Annotated in this window: 16 protein-coding genes and 3 tRNA genes; 4 read left to right on the top strand and 15 right to left on the bottom strand. The window is 59.0% G+C overall.

All coding sequences use genetic code 11. The annotated features are described in order from the left end of the window. Positions 1–5: 5 nt before the first annotated feature. Together IEY47_RS04315 and IEY47_RS04310 are read right to left on the bottom strand one after the other, a co-directional pair. On the bottom strand, positions 6–2,309 hold the full coding sequence (locus tag IEY47_RS04315) for an ATP-dependent DNA helicase (protein WP_188981928.1): 2,304 nt from the start codon (positions 2,307–2,309) through the stop codon (positions 6–8). Then, entirely contained in the window at positions 2,306–3,958 is a 1,653-nt protein-coding gene (locus IEY47_RS04310) for a VRR-NUC domain-containing protein (RefSeq protein ID WP_229779202.1), read from the bottom strand. Before IEY47_RS04310 ends, IEY47_RS04315 begins: the two co-directional genes overlap by 4 nt. A gap of 5 nt (positions 3,959–3,963) precedes the next feature. Here IEY47_RS04310 and IEY47_RS20585 point away from each other — a divergent pair, with 5 nt between their 5' ends. Beyond that, positions 3,964–4,092 carry a hypothetical protein gene (locus IEY47_RS20585; protein WP_268240429.1) on the top strand — a complete coding sequence of 43 codons (129 nt, stop codon included), beginning with the start codon at positions 3,964–3,966 and terminating at the stop codon, positions 4,090–4,092. 56 nt (positions 4,093–4,148) lie between these two features. Here the strand turns inward: IEY47_RS20585 and IEY47_RS04305 are convergent, their stop codons facing one another. From IEY47_RS04305 to galU, 5 genes are all read right to left on the bottom strand, one after another. Then, positions 4,149–4,913 (bottom strand): alpha/beta hydrolase family protein, encoded by a 765-nt coding sequence (locus tag IEY47_RS04305; RefSeq protein ID WP_188981927.1) that lies wholly within the window; start codon positions 4,911–4,913, stop codon positions 4,149–4,151. Further along, on the bottom strand, positions 4,897–6,045 hold the full coding sequence (locus tag IEY47_RS04300; RefSeq protein WP_188981926.1) for a DUF3182 family protein: 1,149 nt from the start codon (positions 6,043–6,045) through the stop codon (positions 4,897–4,899). Before IEY47_RS04300 ends, IEY47_RS04305 begins: the two co-directional genes overlap by 17 nt. A gap of 36 nt (positions 6,046–6,081) precedes the next feature. Then, positions 6,082–6,240 (bottom strand): hypothetical protein, encoded by a 159-nt coding sequence (locus IEY47_RS04295; RefSeq protein WP_188981925.1) that lies wholly within the window; start codon positions 6,238–6,240, stop codon positions 6,082–6,084. Positions 6,241–6,312: 72 nt separating this feature from the next. After that, entirely contained in the window at positions 6,313–7,671 is a 1,359-nt protein-coding gene (gorA, locus tag IEY47_RS04290) for a glutathione-disulfide reductase (RefSeq protein WP_188981924.1), read from the bottom strand. Between the two features lie 190 nt (positions 7,672–7,861). Beyond that, on the bottom strand, positions 7,862–8,701 hold the full coding sequence (gene galU, locus IEY47_RS04285) for a UTP--glucose-1-phosphate uridylyltransferase GalU (protein WP_188981923.1): 840 nt from the start codon (positions 8,699–8,701) through the stop codon (positions 7,862–7,864). 26 nt (positions 8,702–8,727) lie between these two features. Between galU and IEY47_RS04280 the strand changes: the two genes are divergently transcribed. Both IEY47_RS04280 and IEY47_RS04275 read left to right on the top strand, forming a co-directional pair. Continuing rightward, a complete protein-coding gene (locus tag IEY47_RS04280; protein WP_188981922.1) occupies positions 8,728–8,952 on the top strand; it encodes a hypothetical protein in 225 nt (74 codons plus the stop codon). 100 nt (positions 8,953–9,052) lie between these two features. Further along, positions 9,053–9,643 (top strand): type VI secretion system-associated protein TagO, encoded by a 591-nt coding sequence (locus IEY47_RS04275; RefSeq protein WP_188981921.1) that lies wholly within the window; start codon positions 9,053–9,055, stop codon positions 9,641–9,643. Between the two features lie 250 nt (positions 9,644–9,893). Here IEY47_RS04275 and IEY47_RS04270 read toward each other — a convergent pair. The 6 genes from IEY47_RS04270 to gacA form a co-directional block, all read right to left on the bottom strand. After that, positions 9,894–9,980: transfer RNA gene (locus IEY47_RS04270), tRNA-Leu, on the bottom strand. A gap of 248 nt (positions 9,981–10,228) precedes the next feature. Continuing rightward, positions 10,229–10,302: transfer RNA gene (locus IEY47_RS04265), tRNA-Cys, on the bottom strand. A 43-nt stretch (positions 10,303–10,345) separates the two neighbouring features. After that, a tRNA-Gly gene (locus IEY47_RS04260) sits at positions 10,346–10,421 on the bottom strand. 62 nt (positions 10,422–10,483) lie between these two features. Further along, positions 10,484–11,044, bottom strand: a complete 561-nt coding sequence (gene pgsA / locus IEY47_RS04255) for a CDP-diacylglycerol--glycerol-3-phosphate 3-phosphatidyltransferase (RefSeq protein ID WP_188981920.1) — start codon at positions 11,042–11,044, stop codon at positions 10,484–10,486. A 33-nt stretch (positions 11,045–11,077) separates the two neighbouring features. Beyond that, positions 11,078–12,901: an excinuclease ABC subunit UvrC gene (gene uvrC / locus IEY47_RS04250; RefSeq protein ID WP_188981919.1), complete on the bottom strand. Its 1,824-nt coding sequence runs from the start codon at positions 12,899–12,901 to the stop codon at positions 11,078–11,080. A 4-nt stretch (positions 12,902–12,905) separates the two neighbouring features. After that, a complete protein-coding gene (gacA, locus tag IEY47_RS04245) occupies positions 12,906–13,550 on the bottom strand; it encodes a response regulator transcription factor GacA (protein ID WP_188981918.1) in 645 nt (214 codons plus the stop codon). 808 nt (positions 13,551–14,358) lie between these two features. Here gacA and IEY47_RS04240 point away from each other — a divergent pair. Further along, positions 14,359–15,324 (top strand): aliphatic sulfonate ABC transporter substrate-binding protein, encoded by a 966-nt coding sequence (locus IEY47_RS04240; protein WP_188981917.1) that lies wholly within the window; start codon positions 14,359–14,361, stop codon positions 15,322–15,324. A gap of 344 nt (positions 15,325–15,668) precedes the next feature. Here IEY47_RS04240 and IEY47_RS04235 read toward each other — a convergent pair whose 3' ends face one another. Continuing rightward, the gene (locus IEY47_RS04235) at positions 15,669–16,988 is read right to left on the bottom strand and encodes an LLM class flavin-dependent oxidoreductase (RefSeq protein WP_229779197.1); all 1,320 of its coding nucleotides are present in this window, start codon (positions 16,986–16,988) and stop codon (positions 15,669–15,671) included. Next, the gene (locus tag IEY47_RS04230; protein ID WP_188981916.1) at positions 16,985–17,905 is read right to left on the bottom strand and encodes an aliphatic sulfonate ABC transporter substrate-binding protein; all 921 of its coding nucleotides are present in this window, start codon (positions 17,903–17,905) and stop codon (positions 16,985–16,987) included. Before IEY47_RS04230 ends, IEY47_RS04235 begins: the two co-directional genes overlap by 4 nt. Positions 17,906–18,039 lie beyond the last annotated feature (134 nt).

Raw genomic sequence — 18,039 nt, 5'->3', positions numbered from 1 at the left:
TTTGCCTAGGTCAATTGGAAGACGGGCGCGCTAACCGCTTTCGGCGACGCAATGGTTACCGCAGCGGGCCACCAGCGAGGGAGTAGTTCGCGCACCTGCCGCTGGGTGAAACGGTCGTCGATGAGCACCACCGTGCCGGTATCATCCAACGTGCGGACCACGCGCCCAGCGGCCTGTACGACTTTCTGCAAGCCAGGATAAAGGTACGCGTATTCATATCCCGCCCCGAACATCCGCTGCAGGCGTTCGCGCATTTGTTCATTTACAGGGTTGTACGGCGGTAGACCGAGCGTGGCGATAAAGGCGCCGATCAAACGGTCGCCCGGCAGATCCACCCCTTCGCCGAAAGCGCCGCCGAGGACGGCGAAGCCGACACCTCGACCCTCAGCGGTAAAGCGCGCAAGAAACGCCTCACGTTCCGCTTCCTGCATCCGTCGCGACTGACGCCATATCGGCAGATCGGGAAAATGCCGCGAAAGATTTTCCGCCACCTGCTCCAGATAGTCATAGCTTGAGAAGAACGCCAGGTAGTTGCCCGGCCTCGCCCCGTACTGCGCGGCGATGATCGATGCGATAGGCGCACTGGACGCCGCGCGGTGCTGAAAGCGCGTCGACACATCGGCGACCAGTCGTACCTTCAATTGCTCGGCACTGAAGGGGGAAACGACGTCCCGCCAGGGCGTACCCGCTGGCAGGCCGAGTAGATCCTGGTAGTAACGCGAGGGACTCAACGTCGCTGAAAAGAGCACACTGCTGTGGCTGTACGCGAAACGCGGCCCCAGAAAAGTGGCGGGTGACAGATTTCGCAAACACAGCGTCGCATGCTCGCTGCGCGCAACCCGGCGCTTCTCGATATCGAAGAGGAAGTGCTCGCCGAATAGCTCCGCAATGCGAGAGAAATGCAAGGCATCGAAATGAAACTGTTGCACCTTTTCCGGCAGTGGACCTGGTAATTCCACGAGGTAGTCAGTGATGACCCGACTGGCGTGCTGCAGCGCAAGCAAAAGCTTTTCAGGAGGCTCAGGGTAACTGTGATAATCCGCGTCCTGCGCTTTACACAGGGTCTTCCATTGGCGTGCGACGCGCCCCAAGGCGCGCTTGATAGCGGCATTCGGCGCTTCCTGAACCGCGGCATCCAGTGCGTGCTGACTCAACGCCGCGCTGTACATACCCCGCCCGCGATCAACCAGATTGTGCGCTTCGTCCACTAACACCAAAGTCTGCCACGCGTTCGTCGTCGCCAGGCCGAATAGCATGGCGCCCAGATCGAAGTAATAGTTGTAGTCGCCAACGACTACATCCGACCACCGGGCCAACTCCTGTCCCAGGTAATACGGGCAAACCTGGTGCCGAAGGGCGATCTCACGGACGGCACGGCGATCCAACCAGCGGTGATCGACAGCCGCCTGCCGGGCCTGCGGTAATCGGTCGTAAAAGCCACGCGCCAATGGGCAGGCGTCCCCGTGACACGCCAAGTCGGGGTGTTCACAGCTTTTGTCGCGCGACGTGAGTTCGAGCACGCGCAGAGGAAAAGCGTCATCGGTACGCAGCTGGGCTAGCGCGTCCAGAGCCAAGCGCCGCCCAGGGGTCTTCGCCGCAAGAAAGAACAGGCGATCCAACCCTTTGTTGGCCAATGCCTTGAGCTGGGGAAACACAGTCCCCAAGGTCTTGCCGATGCCCGTGGGCGCTTCGACCATCAGGCAACAGCCCACGCTTGCCGCCTTGAAGACCGCCTCCGCCAATTCGCGTTGGCCCGCGCGAAAATTGGTATGGGGGAACGACAAGGATGCTAAGCCGGCATCGCGCTGCTGGCGGTGAAGTAGCTCCTGCTCCGCCCAGACCACGAAACGCTCGCAGAGCCCGGTAAAGGTTGTTCTTAGCTCATCGGCGGTGCAATGACGGTCAAAATGGGTCTCCTGGCCTGTGCCTATGTCGAAATACACCAGGCGCAGGTCGATGGCGGCCAGTGCGCGGGTCCTGCATAGCATCGCGCCGTAGGTGAGCAGTTGCGCCCAGTGCAGCTGGCGCTGGTTATCCGGCATTCGCGCCAAGTCGCCACGATGAGTCTTCACTTCCTCTAGCCGATTGGCCGCGGGGTCGTACCCGTCGGCACGTCCGCGCACCGTCAGCGCTCCCAACGACTCCTCCAACGCCACTTCAGGCTCGTATTTGGGCCCCCGCCGCGATGCGACGACCTGGTGCCCCGCAATACCTTCCAAGGCCGTGGGCGCTGGCGTGAAGCGAAGGTCGAGATCGCCGGTCTTGGCGCCGAATTCGCACAACTCACGAACGGGAATGCGATAGCTCAAGCGATCGCCTCACGCCATTGCACATAGCAAACCGTTACCGGCATCTCGTGTTCGGCGCAAAAAGCCAGCCAACGCAGTTGGTTGTCTTGCAGACGATCCCCCGGCCCCTTGACTTCGATCATCCGATAGCGACGCTCCTGTGGCCAGAACTGCACCAGATCGGGCATACCCGTACGGTTCGCCTTGACGTCTCGCAGCAGTCGTTCAAACCAATGCCGCAAGTGCGCGGCGGGCATGCAGTCCAGGGCGAGCTCTAGCAGTGCTTCATCGACACCGCCCCAATGCACGAACGGCGAGAGAATGCCTTGCTTGAGCCGATAACAATTCAATATGCGATCGCGGTACGTTCCATCGCCGAGGGTCGCGAAGCACATTTGAAAGAGTGCAGAGCGGCGCGAGCGAAACGCGGGGTCGTATAGATCTACCGGCCCAGCATGGAACGGGTGAAAGAACGCGCCGGGCACCGGCGCGAAAATCGCATCCCAACACAGCAGCCCGAACAAGGCGTTGATGAGCTGGTTCTCCACGTAGAAAACCGGCGCCTCGATCTGGCTCAGGTGCAAGCTCACACACTGCTCGACCGAGAGACCCAAAGGGTCAAGGGATAGATCCAGACGCTCGTACTGCAAGGGCACCGCTTTGCGCGCCTGGGGATACCCCAATTTGCGCTTGAGACGAGGCACGATACGGTGCAAATGCTGCACCTCGGCTTCATCCCGCGGCGTTTGCATCATCTCTTCGGCCAGCGTTAGTGCTTCGCCATAGCGTTCGAGCCGTTCGAGCACCCGAAGCCAACGACTACGCGCGCCGACATGCGAGCAGTCCTTGTAAAGCACTTCCGCCAACGGCAGTTCACCGGTGCGCTCGCATTGCTGACCCATAAGGAATAGCAATCGCGCGCGACGGCTATCGAGCCAGACGCAGTCGGACGTGGCGGGCAGCGCATCCAGCAGTGCTTCAACGGGCTCGCCGGCGTCGAAACGGTCGCGACAGGCCTGGATGCGGAGATAGGCATCGATGTCGTCGCGGGTACGAAAACCGCGCGACCCCGCATCCAACGCGATCTGCTCGTATCGGTAAATACCCAAGTCAGCCAGGACAAAGTCAGACCAGGTTTGCCGGAGGTTGCCGAAAAACATCAGGCGCAACCGCTCGCACAGCGGCCTGCAGCTTAGCCGGAACAGCTCATCGTCCGCGTGCCAGCCTTCGAAGGGACGCGGTTCAGGTTCGGTTTCGAGAATGGACTGTAACCATTCCTCCTTGCGCAGCCCTCGACTACTGCCAAAGATTGCCGCGAGCTCATGTCGGGTGCATAGCGCAAACAGCGCCGTCACGTCGATGGCAAAGCCCTGCTCTACCCAGCCTTCTTGGGCCAGACACGCCATGGCAGCACGGCAATCGCCGATTTCGGGGTAATGCAATTTTGCACAACGAAAAGTCTCGCCCTTGCGCATGATCATGCGCACCAGCAGCGCCTGCGCGGTTTCCGGCAAGCCCCCGAACGCCTCGATCTGGCGTCTTTCGTCATCGAGCAACAGATCGCCGTGGCGTTCGTGCACCCACGCAAGTACGCTCTGGAAATTCAGCAGGTAATAGAAAGGATGATCGACGGAGGCGGGAGACACGGCTTGAAGGTTCGGTTTGGACACTGTTCATGCGTACAGATATCAGCCATACCCGCCTCTGGCAAACGGAAGCGATCGACGGCTATGAACCAGAGCTCCCTGAGACCGCCGTCTGCGCCCGCCGTGCACGACCGACCACGGGCGCGTCTGGCGCCTAGATCAGGCCCGGCGATCAAACAGGGCTCAGCGACCACGTATCGCCGTTTGGTAGGCGCTATCGATTCAACTGAGGATACGCCGACCCAATACGCGAGCCGATCACCATTTCCGTCGCCCAGTCCACCAAGAGCTTCGTGTAATTTTCCTGGCAGCCTTCGCTGCTCAACGCGTGGTCCGCACCGTCGATGATCCTATGGGCCAGCGAGTGCGTGTTCTGAAATGCCGCGCGGTAGCTCATGATCGTGGAGTGCGGCACGAAGTCGTCGTGCTCCGACTCGACGATCAGCACGTCACCCGTGAACTCCATGCATGCGGCCAATGCGCGGTTTTCGCCCGAGGGCACGAACTGGCTGCGATACACCGAAAGGTCCGTGCGATCGAGCGAACGCTTGGGAATGCCCCATTCCGCATCGCGGTACAGGGCAGGCACGCGTAGCGCGAGCCATTTCACTTTCCTCATCGTCGTCAGGATTGCCGCAAGGTAACCGCCGTAACTCGTACCGACTACAGCGATTGCATCCGGATCGATTGCGGGCTGACTGGCAAGCAGGTCGTACGCAGCGATAAGGTCCCTGAGATTGTCCTCACGTGTCACTTGTAGCTGCTGCTCGACGGTGCCTTCATGCCCACGCATGTCGAACGTCAGGCAGATGCAGCCAAGACCGGCCAGGCCCTTGGCGCGGGCAATGTCCCGTTGTTGGCTGCCCCCCCATCCGTGAACGAACAGGACGCCTGGCATTTTGGAGCTGGGTGCCAGCAGCGTGCCGGCAATGTTTTCATCATCGACGCGGATTGCAACGCCCTCACTGCGTGCCGTCATAACGCTCCACCACTACATATTTTGTGATTTGACCAAGGTTTTCGTCGTGCCCTTGAAAGAGAACGCAGGCGTCTTCGGGCACTGAGCATTTGCCATAGCGCTCGACCGTTCTTGCCTTTATGCAGCTCTCTCGGTCACGGATGAACCGTTGCAACGCTATGATTTCCGCGCCGCTTGCGCCTCCGATCCGCCAGGATTGCTCGAGCACGCCAGATCGCACATCACCTCGGCTGTCGATCCCTTGCGCAATGTCGTAATTGCGGCGGGAGGCCAGAATGCCGGGATAGTGCCGCAGCACTTGCGTATCGAAATGCCGAGCCTGTTCGATCGCGGTGCGCGCCGCATCGGGCATGTCCAACGCGAGCAACATGTCGAAATCCCCTTCACATAAGTGCAGTGCGGAACCGCCATACACCTCTTCGCCTGCACCGTCTTGGGTGAGCTCCTGCGTTCCGTAATAGGTGATGACCCATTCGGCCACTTGGACCCGGCCCACACTCCAGGTGGTGAGGTTCTCCAGCTGTTCCTCAATGACCAGTCCGTAGCGTTCCAATTCGTTCAAATCAATCGCTGCCAGGGCATGGTTCACCTCGGCCGGATCGTGAATTTGCTTCTGACCTCGTCCCGCGGTCGCACGTACAGGCTTCAGGCGCGCTGAGCCCAACTCGAGCACTCGTTCTATTGCGTCCCTGGCATCGTCCATGGAAAACGCGGTGAAGCCTCGTAGCGTCGAATCGGCCAGCGCAGCACCCAGGACGTGGCTCCACATGGCAGGCGCCTTTGCGTCTGCCGAGACCAACGGGTGAACGATCGCCTTGGTCGAGATGAATGCCTCCGGCACAACACCACCGAACAGATGGCGAACATCCGTTACGCCAAGTTCCTTGGCTGCATCCAGCCCCGTAACGGTGCCACTTGGAACGATGTAGGGCTGCTCCTGCCCAACGGTTGGATCGAACACGCCGCGATAGGGAAGTCGAAGCGCCTCAGCGAGGCGAGCGGCGAGCGCTGCATGCGTCTGACGCTCGTGCTCGGGCTCATTCTCGCGATTAGGAAGCACGAAAACGGCTGTCGCCTCTTTTACCGCATGCTGGGCGAGTGCGTCCGCTTCATGCGAATGGATCGGTTGCATGGCATACCCTCCACCGGTGCACGCAAGGCGCGTACCTCACTTGGGTTTTGCGGGCTCGGACGGCAAGCCGTCATCGCCCGGTATTTCCTGCGCGGGCCGATCGGTCTCAGGTATCGGTCGAGGCTCGCGCTTTCCCGGTGGATGGATGTCATTGGGGTGATGGATATCGTCACCCTGCCCTCGCGGCGTTGTCATGGCTAAGCTCCTCAGGCCTTTCCATTACGAACCGCAGCGTTGCCCTGTGTTCCGTAAATTGGATGACCGTGGTCAGGCCACGGGTGTTCTCATGGTAACGAACTCTTCAGCGGCCGTCGGGTGGATCCCCATCGTTTCATCGAACACACGCTTCGTCGCCCCCGCCCTAATCGCCACCGCGAGCCCCTGAATGATTTCACCCGCGGACGGGCCAACCATATGGCAGCCCAGCACCTTGTCACTGTCGGCGTCAACGATGAGCTTCATCAAGGTCCGCTCCTGGGAGTCGGTGAGTGTCAGCTTCAATGCCCGGAAGCGGCTTTCGAAAATCTTTACTCGATGCCCTTCCTTGCGCGCGTGCTCCTCGGTCATGCCGATAGTGCCGATGTTCGGCAGCGAGAAAACAGCGGTCGGAACTTGCGTGTAATCCACGGGGCCATGGTATTCGTCGGGCTTGAACAGTCGCCTGGCTACCGCCATCCCTTCTGCCAAGGCGACCGGCGTGAGCTGAATACGGCCGATGACATCGCCAATCGCAAGGATCGATGCGTCGTGCGTCTCATGCTCGTCGTTGACCTCGATGAAACCGCGGTCATCCAGCGATACGCCCGTATTTTCCAGACCAAGATTGTCCAGCATGGCTTCGCGCCCGGTGGCGTAGAAAACGCAATCGGTTTCCATCTCGCGGCCATCGGTCAAATGCAACGTGAAGCTGCCATCAGGGTTGGGCTCGATGCGCGCAATGTCCGTGTCGAACTGTAGGTCGACCACCTTCTTGCACATTTCCTCGCGAAGATGCTCGCGAACGGCCAGATCGAACCCGCGCAGGAACAGCTCCTTGCGGTACATTTGCGTGGTTTTCACGCCCAGCGCATGGAAAATGGAGGCGAACTCGACAGCGATGTATCCCCCGCCGACCACGACCATCCGCGAAGGCAGCTTCTCCAGATGAAACGCCTCGTTGGACGTGATGATGTGCTCTTTGCCCGGGATGTCCGGCACCTTCGGCCAACCGCCTGTCGCGATAAGGATGTGCTTTGCGCTGTAGCGCTTACCGTCGACTTCAACCTCGTTCGAACCGACCAGCCGCGCATGGCCTTCGATCAACTGAACACCGCTATTTACCAACAGGTTGCGGTAAACCGTGTTGAGTCGGCTGATCTCCCGGTCTTTGTTTTCCCGCAACGTCGACCAATCGAACCCAGCGCGCTGGACGTCCCAGCCGAAGCCTTTGGCATGTTCGATGTCTTCTTGATAATCCGCGGCGTAGAGAAACAACTTCTTGGGTATGCAGCCTACATTGACGCAGGTTCCGCCTAGGTACCGATCTTCGGCGACCGCCACGCGCGCACCGAAGCTCGCGGAAAATCGCGCAGCGCGTACACCGCCGGAACCCGCACCAATGACAAATAGGTCGAAATCAAAAGCCATGCTCGCCTCGCTAGGTGATTTAACGCGAGCATACCCCAACTCGGTTGCGTCGAACGCCACCCCTGCCCGCCAACACTTCACGTCTTTGAAGCGAAACGTCACCGCGCAGCGATGAAGGGCCCTGACAAGTGCGCATAAAAAAGGCCGGCCACTTCTGGCCAGCCTTTAGTGCTGCAAACGGGGTCGGCGATTAGAACGCTTGGCCCGTCTTGTACAGGTTTTCGAAGCAGTAGTTGGTCGCATCGATGTAGCCTTCGGCGCTACCACAATCGAAACGCTGGCCTTTGAATTTATAGGCCAATACGCAACCGTCCTGCGCCTGCTTCATCAGCGCGTCGGTAATCTGGATCTCGCCGCCTTTGCCGGGCTCGGTTTTTTCGATCAGCTCGAAGATGTCCGGCGTCAGGATGTAACGACCGATGATCGCGAGGTTGGAAGGCGCATCTTCCGGCTTGGGCTTCTCGACCATGTGGCTAACGCGGTAGATGTCGTCACGGATCATTTCACCCGCAATGACACCGTATTTGTGCGTCTGGTCTGCCGGCACTTCCTGGATCGCAACGATGGTGCAGCGGAACTGGTTGTACAGCTTGACCATCTGCTGCAGCACGCTATCGCCTTCGATGTTCAGGCAGAGGTCATCTGCGAGTACGACGGCGAACGGTTCGTCACCGATCAGCGGACGGCCTGTCAGAATGGCGTGACCCAGACCTTTCATTTCCACTTGGCGGGTGTAGGAGAAGGTGCACTCGTCAATCAGACGGCGGATGCCGACGAGGTACTTTTCCTTCTCGGTGTTGCGGATCTGATGCTCGAGTTCGTAGCTGATGTCGAAGTGATCCTCGAGCGAGCGCTTACCACGACCCGTAACGATCGAAATCCCACTGAGGCCAGCTTGCAACGCTTCTTCTACGCCGTACTGAATGAGTGGCTTGTTCACCACTGGCAGCATTTCCTTGGGCATAGCTTTGGTGGCGGGAAGGAAGCGAGTGCCATAACCGGCAGCAGGGAACAGGCATTTTTTGATCATGTGAGTCCTTTGCACTGGAGGAGCTTATGAAATCGCCGATGCGTCAGCATGAGACGACAGTATTTCTGCCATGTGCGACATACCGCCAAATTGCTACAGATGGCACCTGGGAACGTCAGACCGTCTTTGGCGCGTTGGGTTCTATCGAATCTGGTTCTGTCGAACGTTGTGAGCGAAGCATGTATCCGATCAACGGTAATGGCAATCGTCTGGCAGGCACCACATCAAAAGAAATTTTGATACTTAGATAATCGAACGGTGGTGCGGTCACGCGTGACAAATAAAACCATGGGGCATGGAATGCGATCGGTTGCCCCGCCTTCTCCATCCCGCTGAAACTCAGGAGCGCGCGTGCCAATTTGGCCCATGTTTATTGCAGCAATGCTGGCGTCGCTGTCGGCCTTTGCAGAGGAAGACGATAGCGAGGCATGCCAAGCGTTGAAAAACGCCGAAGAGCGCGTGAAATGCCTCAGCGCATCAGCACTACTATCGCCCCTTCAGACGCCTGTGGCTGCGGAAGCGGGCGCTGGCTTGTGGAAAATGAGAACTGCGCCAGATCCTGAGTCGGGCGAGGCCGTGGAATTTGCGTCGTTGAGGGCCGAACAAGGTCGCAACCGCTGGAACAGTCCGCCCTGGTTGACCGTGCGCTGTAAAGCGAACAAAACCGAGTTGTACATCACCTGGGGGGACAACCTGCCTGAGAAAGCCGTGACCACCTACGCGCTTGGCAGCAGTGTCAAAAGCAGCACCTGGAAACGCGCTGCGGATCGAACGGCAGCGTTCTACCCGACGTCGCCTCTTCCGGTACTCAAACAGTTAGACGGGATGAGCAATCTCTCAGTGACTGTGGATTCAGTCGAAGCGACGCCCATAAACGCGATATTCCTGACATCCGGCGCCGAGATGGCACTGAGCAATGTTCGGAAGGCATGTGGTTGGTAGCGTGAGGTGCCCAACCCGGCCAGGATCCTCCATGGTCAACCAGCCGGGTGGACAGCGGTTACAGAGACCCGTCGAAATAGGTTTGGTTCGTTTTACTTCAAATAAATGCAGCCGGCGCGCGAGCGGGTTCTTCGATAGGCCAAGCGCTATGCGCGCGAGAAGTAGGACGCTGTTGCCAGAAAAGAGGATTGTAAAGCAGATGCCGAGGACCTGAGGCAATCTGAAGCCGCCTCAGAACCGCGCAAATAGATGGTGCCCGAAGCCGGACTCGAACCGGCACAGCCTTGCGGCCGAGAGATTTTAAGTCTCCTGCGTCTACCGATTTCGCCATTCGGGCGGTAGCGCTTCACACGTACCCGTAATGGGCAGGGGCGGACTATAAAGCCCCATCCAATGCAGCGCAAGCTACTGTTTTACAAGCAGACGTATCTAATCCAATCACGCTACAGGTGGAACGTCTACGGCTCCGGCGAGGAGCGCCCAGCCATACTTACGCCTGCGCTTTATGTCCTTACGAAATTACAATGCACTTTATTTTCAGCAATAAAAAAGCCCGTAGACAAGCGTCTACGGGCTTTTCAATAGTGGAGGCCGAGGTCGGAATCGAACCGGCGTACACGGATTTGCAATCCGCTGCATGACCACTCTGCCACCCGGCCTCAAAAAATTACGCCGCTTTACAGCGGCGTAATCGATCAAAATTGGAGCGGGAAACGAGACTCGAACTCGCGACCCCGACCTTGGCAAGGTCGTGCTCTACCAACTGAGCTATTCCCGCGTCTTGGTGACGGGCGCCATTCTATCGATTCAAATCGTGCCGTCAACCCTTTGATTAAAAAGTTATTTCTTTTCGTGCCCTGGGTTCAGGTGAGGCCATGCGGCCAGCAGATATTGCACCATCGACCACAGCGTCAACGCCGCAGCAACGATGAGCAGTAGATAACCCAGTAGCACGATTGCCGAATACTGCGGTGGATTGCCCAGCAGAATGACCAACGCGACCATCTGCGCCGCAGTCTTCCATTTACCAAGCTTGGAAACCGCAACGTGCGCCCGGGCGCCAATCTCCGCCATCCACTCGCGCAAGGCGGAAACGACGATCTCACGGCCAATGATGACGGTCGCTGGAATAGACAACCAAAGGTTGGCGTGTTCCTCGACCAGCAAGACCAGGGCTACCGCCACCATCAACTTGTCCGCGACGGGATCAAGAAACGCGCCAAACGGCGTGCTCTGCTGCCACCTACGCGCGAGATAGCCATCGAGCCAATCTGTGACTGCGGCTACGGCGAACACCGCCGCCGAAGCCCAGTAGCTCCAGCTGAACGGCATGTAGAACAGCAGGATGAAGAATGGGATCAGAAAAACGCGCAGAACCGTGAGCAGGTTTGGGATATTCATTTGATCGACAGAACACTAGAGAGTGGCCGCATTCTACTCACTGTGCAGCGCCGCATAAATCGACTCTGCGAGCTTTTTGCTGATGCCGGGCGCTTTGGCGATCTCATCCACGCTGGCGCGACTCACTTCCTGCAACCCGCCGAAGTACTTGAGCAAGTCCCGACGACGTTTTGGCCCCACACCGTCGATCCCTTCCAGCGTGGAGGTACGGCGTGTTTTGCCCCGCCGCGCGCGGTGCCCCGTAATGGCAAAGCGGTGTGCTTCGTCACGAATCTGCTGGATCAGATGCAGCGCCGGTGAATCGCCGGGCAATGTGAATTCATTGGCGGCGTCATTCAGGTAAAGCGTCTCCAGCCCCGGTTTACGGGTCACGCCTTTAGCAACGCCCAAAAGGGTGAGATCAGACATTGCTAGGTCGAGCAGAACCTCTTTCGCCATGGCCAGCTGACCCTTGCCACCGTCCACCAGAAGAATGTCGGGCAACTTGCCCTCCCCTGCTTTCACCTTGCTGAAACGACGGGTCAACGCCTGGCGCATCGCCGCGTAGTCGTCACCGGCCGTGACGCCTTCGATGTTGTAACGACGATAGTCGGATTTCAGCGGCCCCTCGGGACCGAACACCACGCATGACGCAACGGTCGCCTCACCACTGGAATGGCTGATGTCGAAGCATTCCATCCGCTGCGGCGGTTCATCCAGATCGAGCGCCTCGGCCAAGGCATCGAATCGCGCAGACAGGTGCTGTCGATTCGCGAGACGCGCGCTCAGCGCCTGCTGTGCATTGGTCACAGCCAATTGCTGCCATTTTGCCCGCGTCGCCCGCACGCGATAGCTGATGTTGGGCGCTCGACCACGAGACGCCGCGATAGCCGCTGTCAGCGTCGAGAAATCTTCATGGGTCGCGTTGACGATCAATTCTTCCGGAAGATCCCGTTCACTGGCGAGGTAGTACTGGGCCAGAAAAGCCATGAGCACACCGGCGGTGTCCTCTTCGATACCGACCTGGGGGAAGAAATTCTTACTGCCGAGCACGCGTCCAGAGCGAACACTGATCAAATGGACACACGCGCCGCCGGGACTCACGATCGCGGCTATGACATCGACGTCACCTGAGCCGCCTTCCATGCTTTGCTGGTCTTGCACACGGCGCAGCAATCCAACCTGATCGCGCAGTTCCGCCGCTCGCTCAAAATCCAGTCGCATGGCCGCTTGTTCCATGACACTCTGCAACTCTTCGGCCAAGGCATTACTGCGCCCTTCGAGAAACATCACCGAGTGCCGTACGTCTTGAGCGTATTCGTCTGCATCCACAAGGCCCACGCAAGGTCCCTTGCAGCGCTTGATCTGGTACTGCAAGCATGGACGCGTGCGGTTCTTGAAATAGGCATCCTCGCACTGACGGACATGAAACGCTTTCTGCAAAAGGCTCAAGCTTTCCCGTATGGATCCGGCGCTTGGATAAGGCCCAAAATAACGCCCTTTGGCCTTTTTTGCGCCCCGGTGAATACCCAGTCGCGGGAATTGATCCTCGCTCGACAGGTATACGTAGGGATAGGATTTATCGTCCCGGAGCAGAATGTTGTACGGCGGCCGCCACTCCTTGATGAGCGTTTGCTCCAGCAGCAAGGCTTCCGTTTCGTTCGCGGTGATGGTCGTTTCGATCTGGGCGATCTTGGCGACCAAAGCGCTGGTCTTCGTCGCGAGTCCGGTTTTGCGGAAATAGCTGGCAACGCGCTTTTTCAGATTACGCGCCTTGCCCACATAAAGGAGTTTGCCGGCATCGTCGAACATCCGGTAGACACCGGGCCGACCGCTGCAGGACGCGAGAAACGCGCTTGAATCGAAGGGCTGGGACATCTAACTACTGCGTGGCATCGACCATGCCGTGGCGAACCGCAAGCAACGCGAGCTCCACGTCACTGGTGATGGAAAGCTTCTCGAATATCCGGTACCGATAGGTATTGACGGTCTTGGGCGATAGGCACAGCTTGTCCGAGATGGTCTGCACCTTGTGACAATTCGCAATCATGAGCGCAATCTGAATCTCGCGTTCGGAAAGACTATCGAACGGCGTGCCATTGTTTTGAGGCATGAACGACTTCAGCGCCAACTGCTGGGCAATCTGTGGACTGATGAACCGATTGCCAGCGAATACCTGGCGGATAGCGGTGACCATTTCCTCAAGCCCAGCGCCCTTGGTGAGATATCCAGCGGCCCCGGCCTGAAGCAACCGTGTCGGGAAAGGATCTTCTTCGCACACCGTGACGGCGATCACCTTGGCATCAGGCTGGCTACGCAACAGTTTGCGAGTTGCCTCGAGCCCACCGATGCCAGGCATTTTTACGTCCATCAGCACGACGTCGGGCTTGAGCTCACGGACTTTCTGCAGCGCTTCTTCGCCTGATTCGGCCTCACCAATGACCTTTAGCCCATTGATGTCAGCCAGCATCCGCGAGATGCCTGTCCGCACCAGATCGTGGTCATCGACGACCAGCACCTTAATCAATCCGACACCTCGTAGCATTACCGAACTGTTGCATCCGCGGCCATTGCGCTAAAACCGACCCCGAGAAGAACGACATCATGTCAAAACCCATCGCTCCTGGAAACAGGCCATGACGACTACTTGCCTAAGCATCCACGCATGGCTCTAGACGGATCATGCCGGCCCGTCCCTTTAACTGAACGTCACTCCCGCGCGCCAATCGAACGTTTACGTACGCAAGTTTTGGCTACACCCCATATGAAATCGCATCGATGCAAGTTGCTCACGTTCGTCGCTTGGATATTCTTTGTCGCAGCTGCGGCGCTGATAGTTTCAATTTTTCATGGCTTTTGGACAGGCTGGCTGTTCGTCCCCGCCCTCATGGGCCCTCCGCTGCCCTACCACTATGACCACGATTGGCTGATGTACTGGGCAGCCGCCTTCTTGCGTTTGATACTGGCCGCGCTCCTTGTGTGGCTTGGGCGCCTGGTGGCTAGAGCGCGGAATTCTCAATGCGGGCCGTCGCCGGCCAGTGTTTGGCGCGGCAGGACCCGATAAACAGCCGCGTGCTTCGATCCCTTTGCTTCGCAGGCTCTGCGAGAGCGCAATCCGCGCGAGCGATTTTTGCTCTAGCCGTATGCAGGACGCAGGGTCGACAAGTACGCCCGTTCAATATTTGGACGTGAGCGCGCATATGGAAATAACAAAAAGCTATTACAAAATACTTTTTGATTCCTCTAGATTCTCTTGACCGGAACACCGGCCACACGCTTTCGACCCCCCTCAGGCCTACCTCACACGTTGGACGCCGAGTACGAGACCTGAACACATGCCTGCAAACCGTCTTATCCGCTTCTTTGGAGCCGCTGCGCTATGCACGGCTTTTGGCCTGAGCGCCTCGACCGCGGCGCATGCCGAGTCGCTGCTTCGTATTGGCTACCAGAAATCTTCCACGCTCATGGTGCTGCTCAAGCAGCAAGGCACGCTTGAGAAGCAGCTCGCCGGCCAGGGGGTCCGTGTCAGCTGGCACGAATTCGCCAGTGGCCAACCGCTGCTGGAGGCGCTGAATGTCGGCAACGTCGACCTTTCGGCGGACGTAGCCGATACCGTTCCCGTATTCGCCCAGGCTGCTGGGGGCAATCTCACCTACTTTGCATCCGAATCCGCATCGCCGGACGCACAGGCGATCCTCGTCGGACAGGATTCACCCATCAAATCCCTCGCGGACCTCAAAGGTAAAACCGTCGCTGTAACCAAGGCCGCTGGCGCGCATTACCTGCTACTCGCCGCGTTGCAGAAAGGTGGGCTGAAATTCAATGAAATCCAGCCGGCTTATCTCACGATCGCGGATGGTCGCGCTGCCTTCGAAAACAACAAGGTGGACGCCTGGGTGGCTTGGGAACCCTTCCTGAGCGCCGCTCAACAGCACCAGCCAACACGCGTTCTGGAAGGAAGCGAAGGGCTCGCAGCCTACAAGCGCTATTACCTGGCAGGCACCGACTACGCCAAGGCCAATCCCGCCATCCTGAAAACCGTGTTCGATGACTTGGCCCAGGCAGGAAAATGGGTCAAGGCCAACCCGGCCGAGGCGGCGAAGACCCTCGGGCCGCTATGGGGCAATCTCGATCCCGCTGTGGTGGAGCAAGCCAACGCGCGCCGCACTTATGACGTACAGCCCGTCACCCGCGAAGGGCTCGCAGAGCAACAGAAGATCGCGGATGCCTTCTTCGGCGAGAGGCTGATTCCGAAGAAGATCGATGCGGTGGATGTGGAGGTTTGGGCTCCGGGGAGTTGATTCCCGTATCCATACCTTGTAGGAGCCCAGACTCGATGTTGCCTGACCGAACGTGATCGCCAGCAAGCTGATCGCAGCCCGGCTGGCTCCTACAAAAGCGCGCCAATCACATGGATATATCCACATTTTCACAGACACCACTCGCGCCTTCAGAAGGCCGAATGGCATCGTCGTTTCGAGGGTCGAAGCCGCGGGTTTCGAACGATCTACAGGACCACGCGATTCACCTGTAGGAGCGGCCTTAGCCGCGAATGCGTCGGTTGCCGCGACACAAGATTGGGGCTAACTACAGATCGACATCTAGCCCCTCCGCGTGGATAAGGCTGCGCCGTTATCCACCCTACTCATAGCAAGCGATTCGCCGGCTTCGCCAACCCCAACGTCTCCCTGAGCGTGCTACCCGGATACTGCTGACGGAACACTCCCGCCTGCTGCAGCGCTGGTACCACACCTTCCAGGAACAGATCGGACGCCTCTTCCAGATACGGCGGCAGGATGACGAATCCGTCACAAGCGCCGGCGCGATACCACTCGATCAACTGATCGGCCACACCCTCGGGTGAGCCCACTGGCGAGAAGAAGTTGAGACTCTCGGCATAGCGCTTACCCGTCTGGCCCACCGTCAGCCCCATCTCGAGCGCCTGCTGGATGACGTATTGAAAGCGCCCCTTGCTCCCGGTGATAGCCTCGCGGATATCTGGGAATGGCCCGTCCTTTGGGTACTGCGCCAAGTCGTGATTCATGCTGGCGGACATGAAGCTCAACCCGGCCTCTGGGCGAATCAGCTCCTTGAGCAAGCGATCCTTCTCCAGCGCCGCTTCATGGGTTTGGGCGACTACCGGAACGATGCCCGGAAGGATTTTCAAGGTGTCAGGATCGCGCCCATGGCTACGCGCCTTGTCCTTCAACACGCGGTAGAAAGCCTTCGCCCGCTCCAGCTCGGGATGCACGACGAACACCACTTCCGCGTTTTTCGCCGCCAGATCGAGGAAAGCTTCGGACACACCTGCCTGGATCAAGACCGGCTGTCCCTGTGGCGGGCGGGGGATGTTGATCGGCCCCTTGATATCGAAGAATTCGCCGTGGTGATGCAGATAGTGAAAGGCGTCCGGGTTGGCAAAAACGCCATTCTTCGCATCGAGAACCAGGGCATCGTCACCCCAGCTGTCCCAGAGTTTCTGCACGACTTCGATGAACTCACCTGCGCGGGCATAGCGCTCGGCGTGCCCGAAGTGTTGCTCGCGCCCGAAATTGCGCGCCTCACCGTCACTGACCGAAGTCACCAGGTTCCAGGCTGCGCGCCCGCCACTGATATGGTCGATGTTCGCCAACATGCGTGCCGCGCTGTAGGGCAAGGCATACGACGATGACACCGTACCGCCGACACCGATGTTATCGGTCACAGCCGCCAACGCAGCCAGCAGGGTCAACGGCTCGGGACGGACAACCGGGCGATAGCGCACGGTTTCGGAGAAGTGACCGCCGTAGTTGTCATCGATCGACAGCTTGTCCGCGATGAACAGCATGTCGAGGCAGGCCGTCTCGGCACGTCGCGCGATCGTCTTGTACAGCCGCCAGTCCACCGTTCCCGAGGAAGCGGAATCCGGGTGTCGCCAGCCGCCCTGATGCGTGCCGGCTTCGAGGTAGAGCGCGAGATGCATCATGGCGCTTTCTCTTCAAAGAAAGCGGCTTCGATCACGCTGTCCGCCGGGAAAGTCTTCGGAATCAACCCTTCACGCTGGTAGAGATTGATCGTGGCCTGCTGGAGCGCGCGCACCTGAGTCAGATCCGTCTCGGGAACGTTGACCTCGCGCTGGACTTTCCCAAGTGCGACGTCCTCGGGAAGTTTCAGCAGGCTCGCAATGGACTTGGCGTAAGGCTCCGCGTGTGCTGCGCCCCAGGCACGCGCCTTGGCCAGCCGTGCCGAAAAATCCTTGAGCTCGGCATTCTTTTCCTGCAACACCGCATCCGCTGCCACGAAGTAGTTCAGGCTCGGGTAGTCCTTGCCATCCGCCAGAATCTTCGCACCGCTCTGCTTCACCGCGAACGACACGTAGGGCTCCCAGGTCGCGACGGCGTCGACGCTGCCATTGCTCAGGGCCAATGTCGCTTCGGAAGGCGTGGTGTTGATGAAGGTCACATCGGTCGGTTTCAAACCCGCGCGGGCCAACGCGTTGAGCGCCAGTGCCTGACCGGAAGAGCCCTTCACCGCCGCAATTTTCTTGCCCTTGAGATCGGCCACCGAGGCTATGCCCGTATCGCTGCCGATGATCAGCGCATTGCCCAGATAGCTGGACGCCTGGATGGCCTTCGCCTCGAGCCCCGCCGCGGCAGCGAAGGTCAAAGGGGCTTCGCCAACCAACCCACCGTCGAGGTGACCGGCGCGCAAGGCTTCGAGTAACGGAGCCGCATTGGGAAACTCACGCCACTCGATCTTGTAGTTCAGGCCGTCGAGGACACCGGCCGCCTCCATGACGGCGCGAGCATTGCCGCGCTGGTCGCCGATGGTGAGGTCAGCAGCGGACACCGCGACCGAAAGTGCGGACAGCAACAGGGCCGACAGCCCGTTCCGGATCTTCATTGAACGACTCCAAGTGAGATGTTTTGCGCGGGAACTCACCGCTGCGGTCGTAGCGTTTGGCGTTTCGGCTAACCGTGCCGTTAACGTGGCGAGGGCGGTTTCATCGGGCGGTGTTATGGGCGGACGCGCGCGCG

This window comes from Pseudomonas matsuisoli (genome assembly GCF_014647635.1).
Lineage (GTDB): Bacteria > Pseudomonadota > Gammaproteobacteria > Pseudomonadales > Pseudomonadaceae > Pseudomonas_P > Pseudomonas_P matsuisoli.
This window is presented reverse-complemented; position numbering and strand designations above follow the sequence as displayed.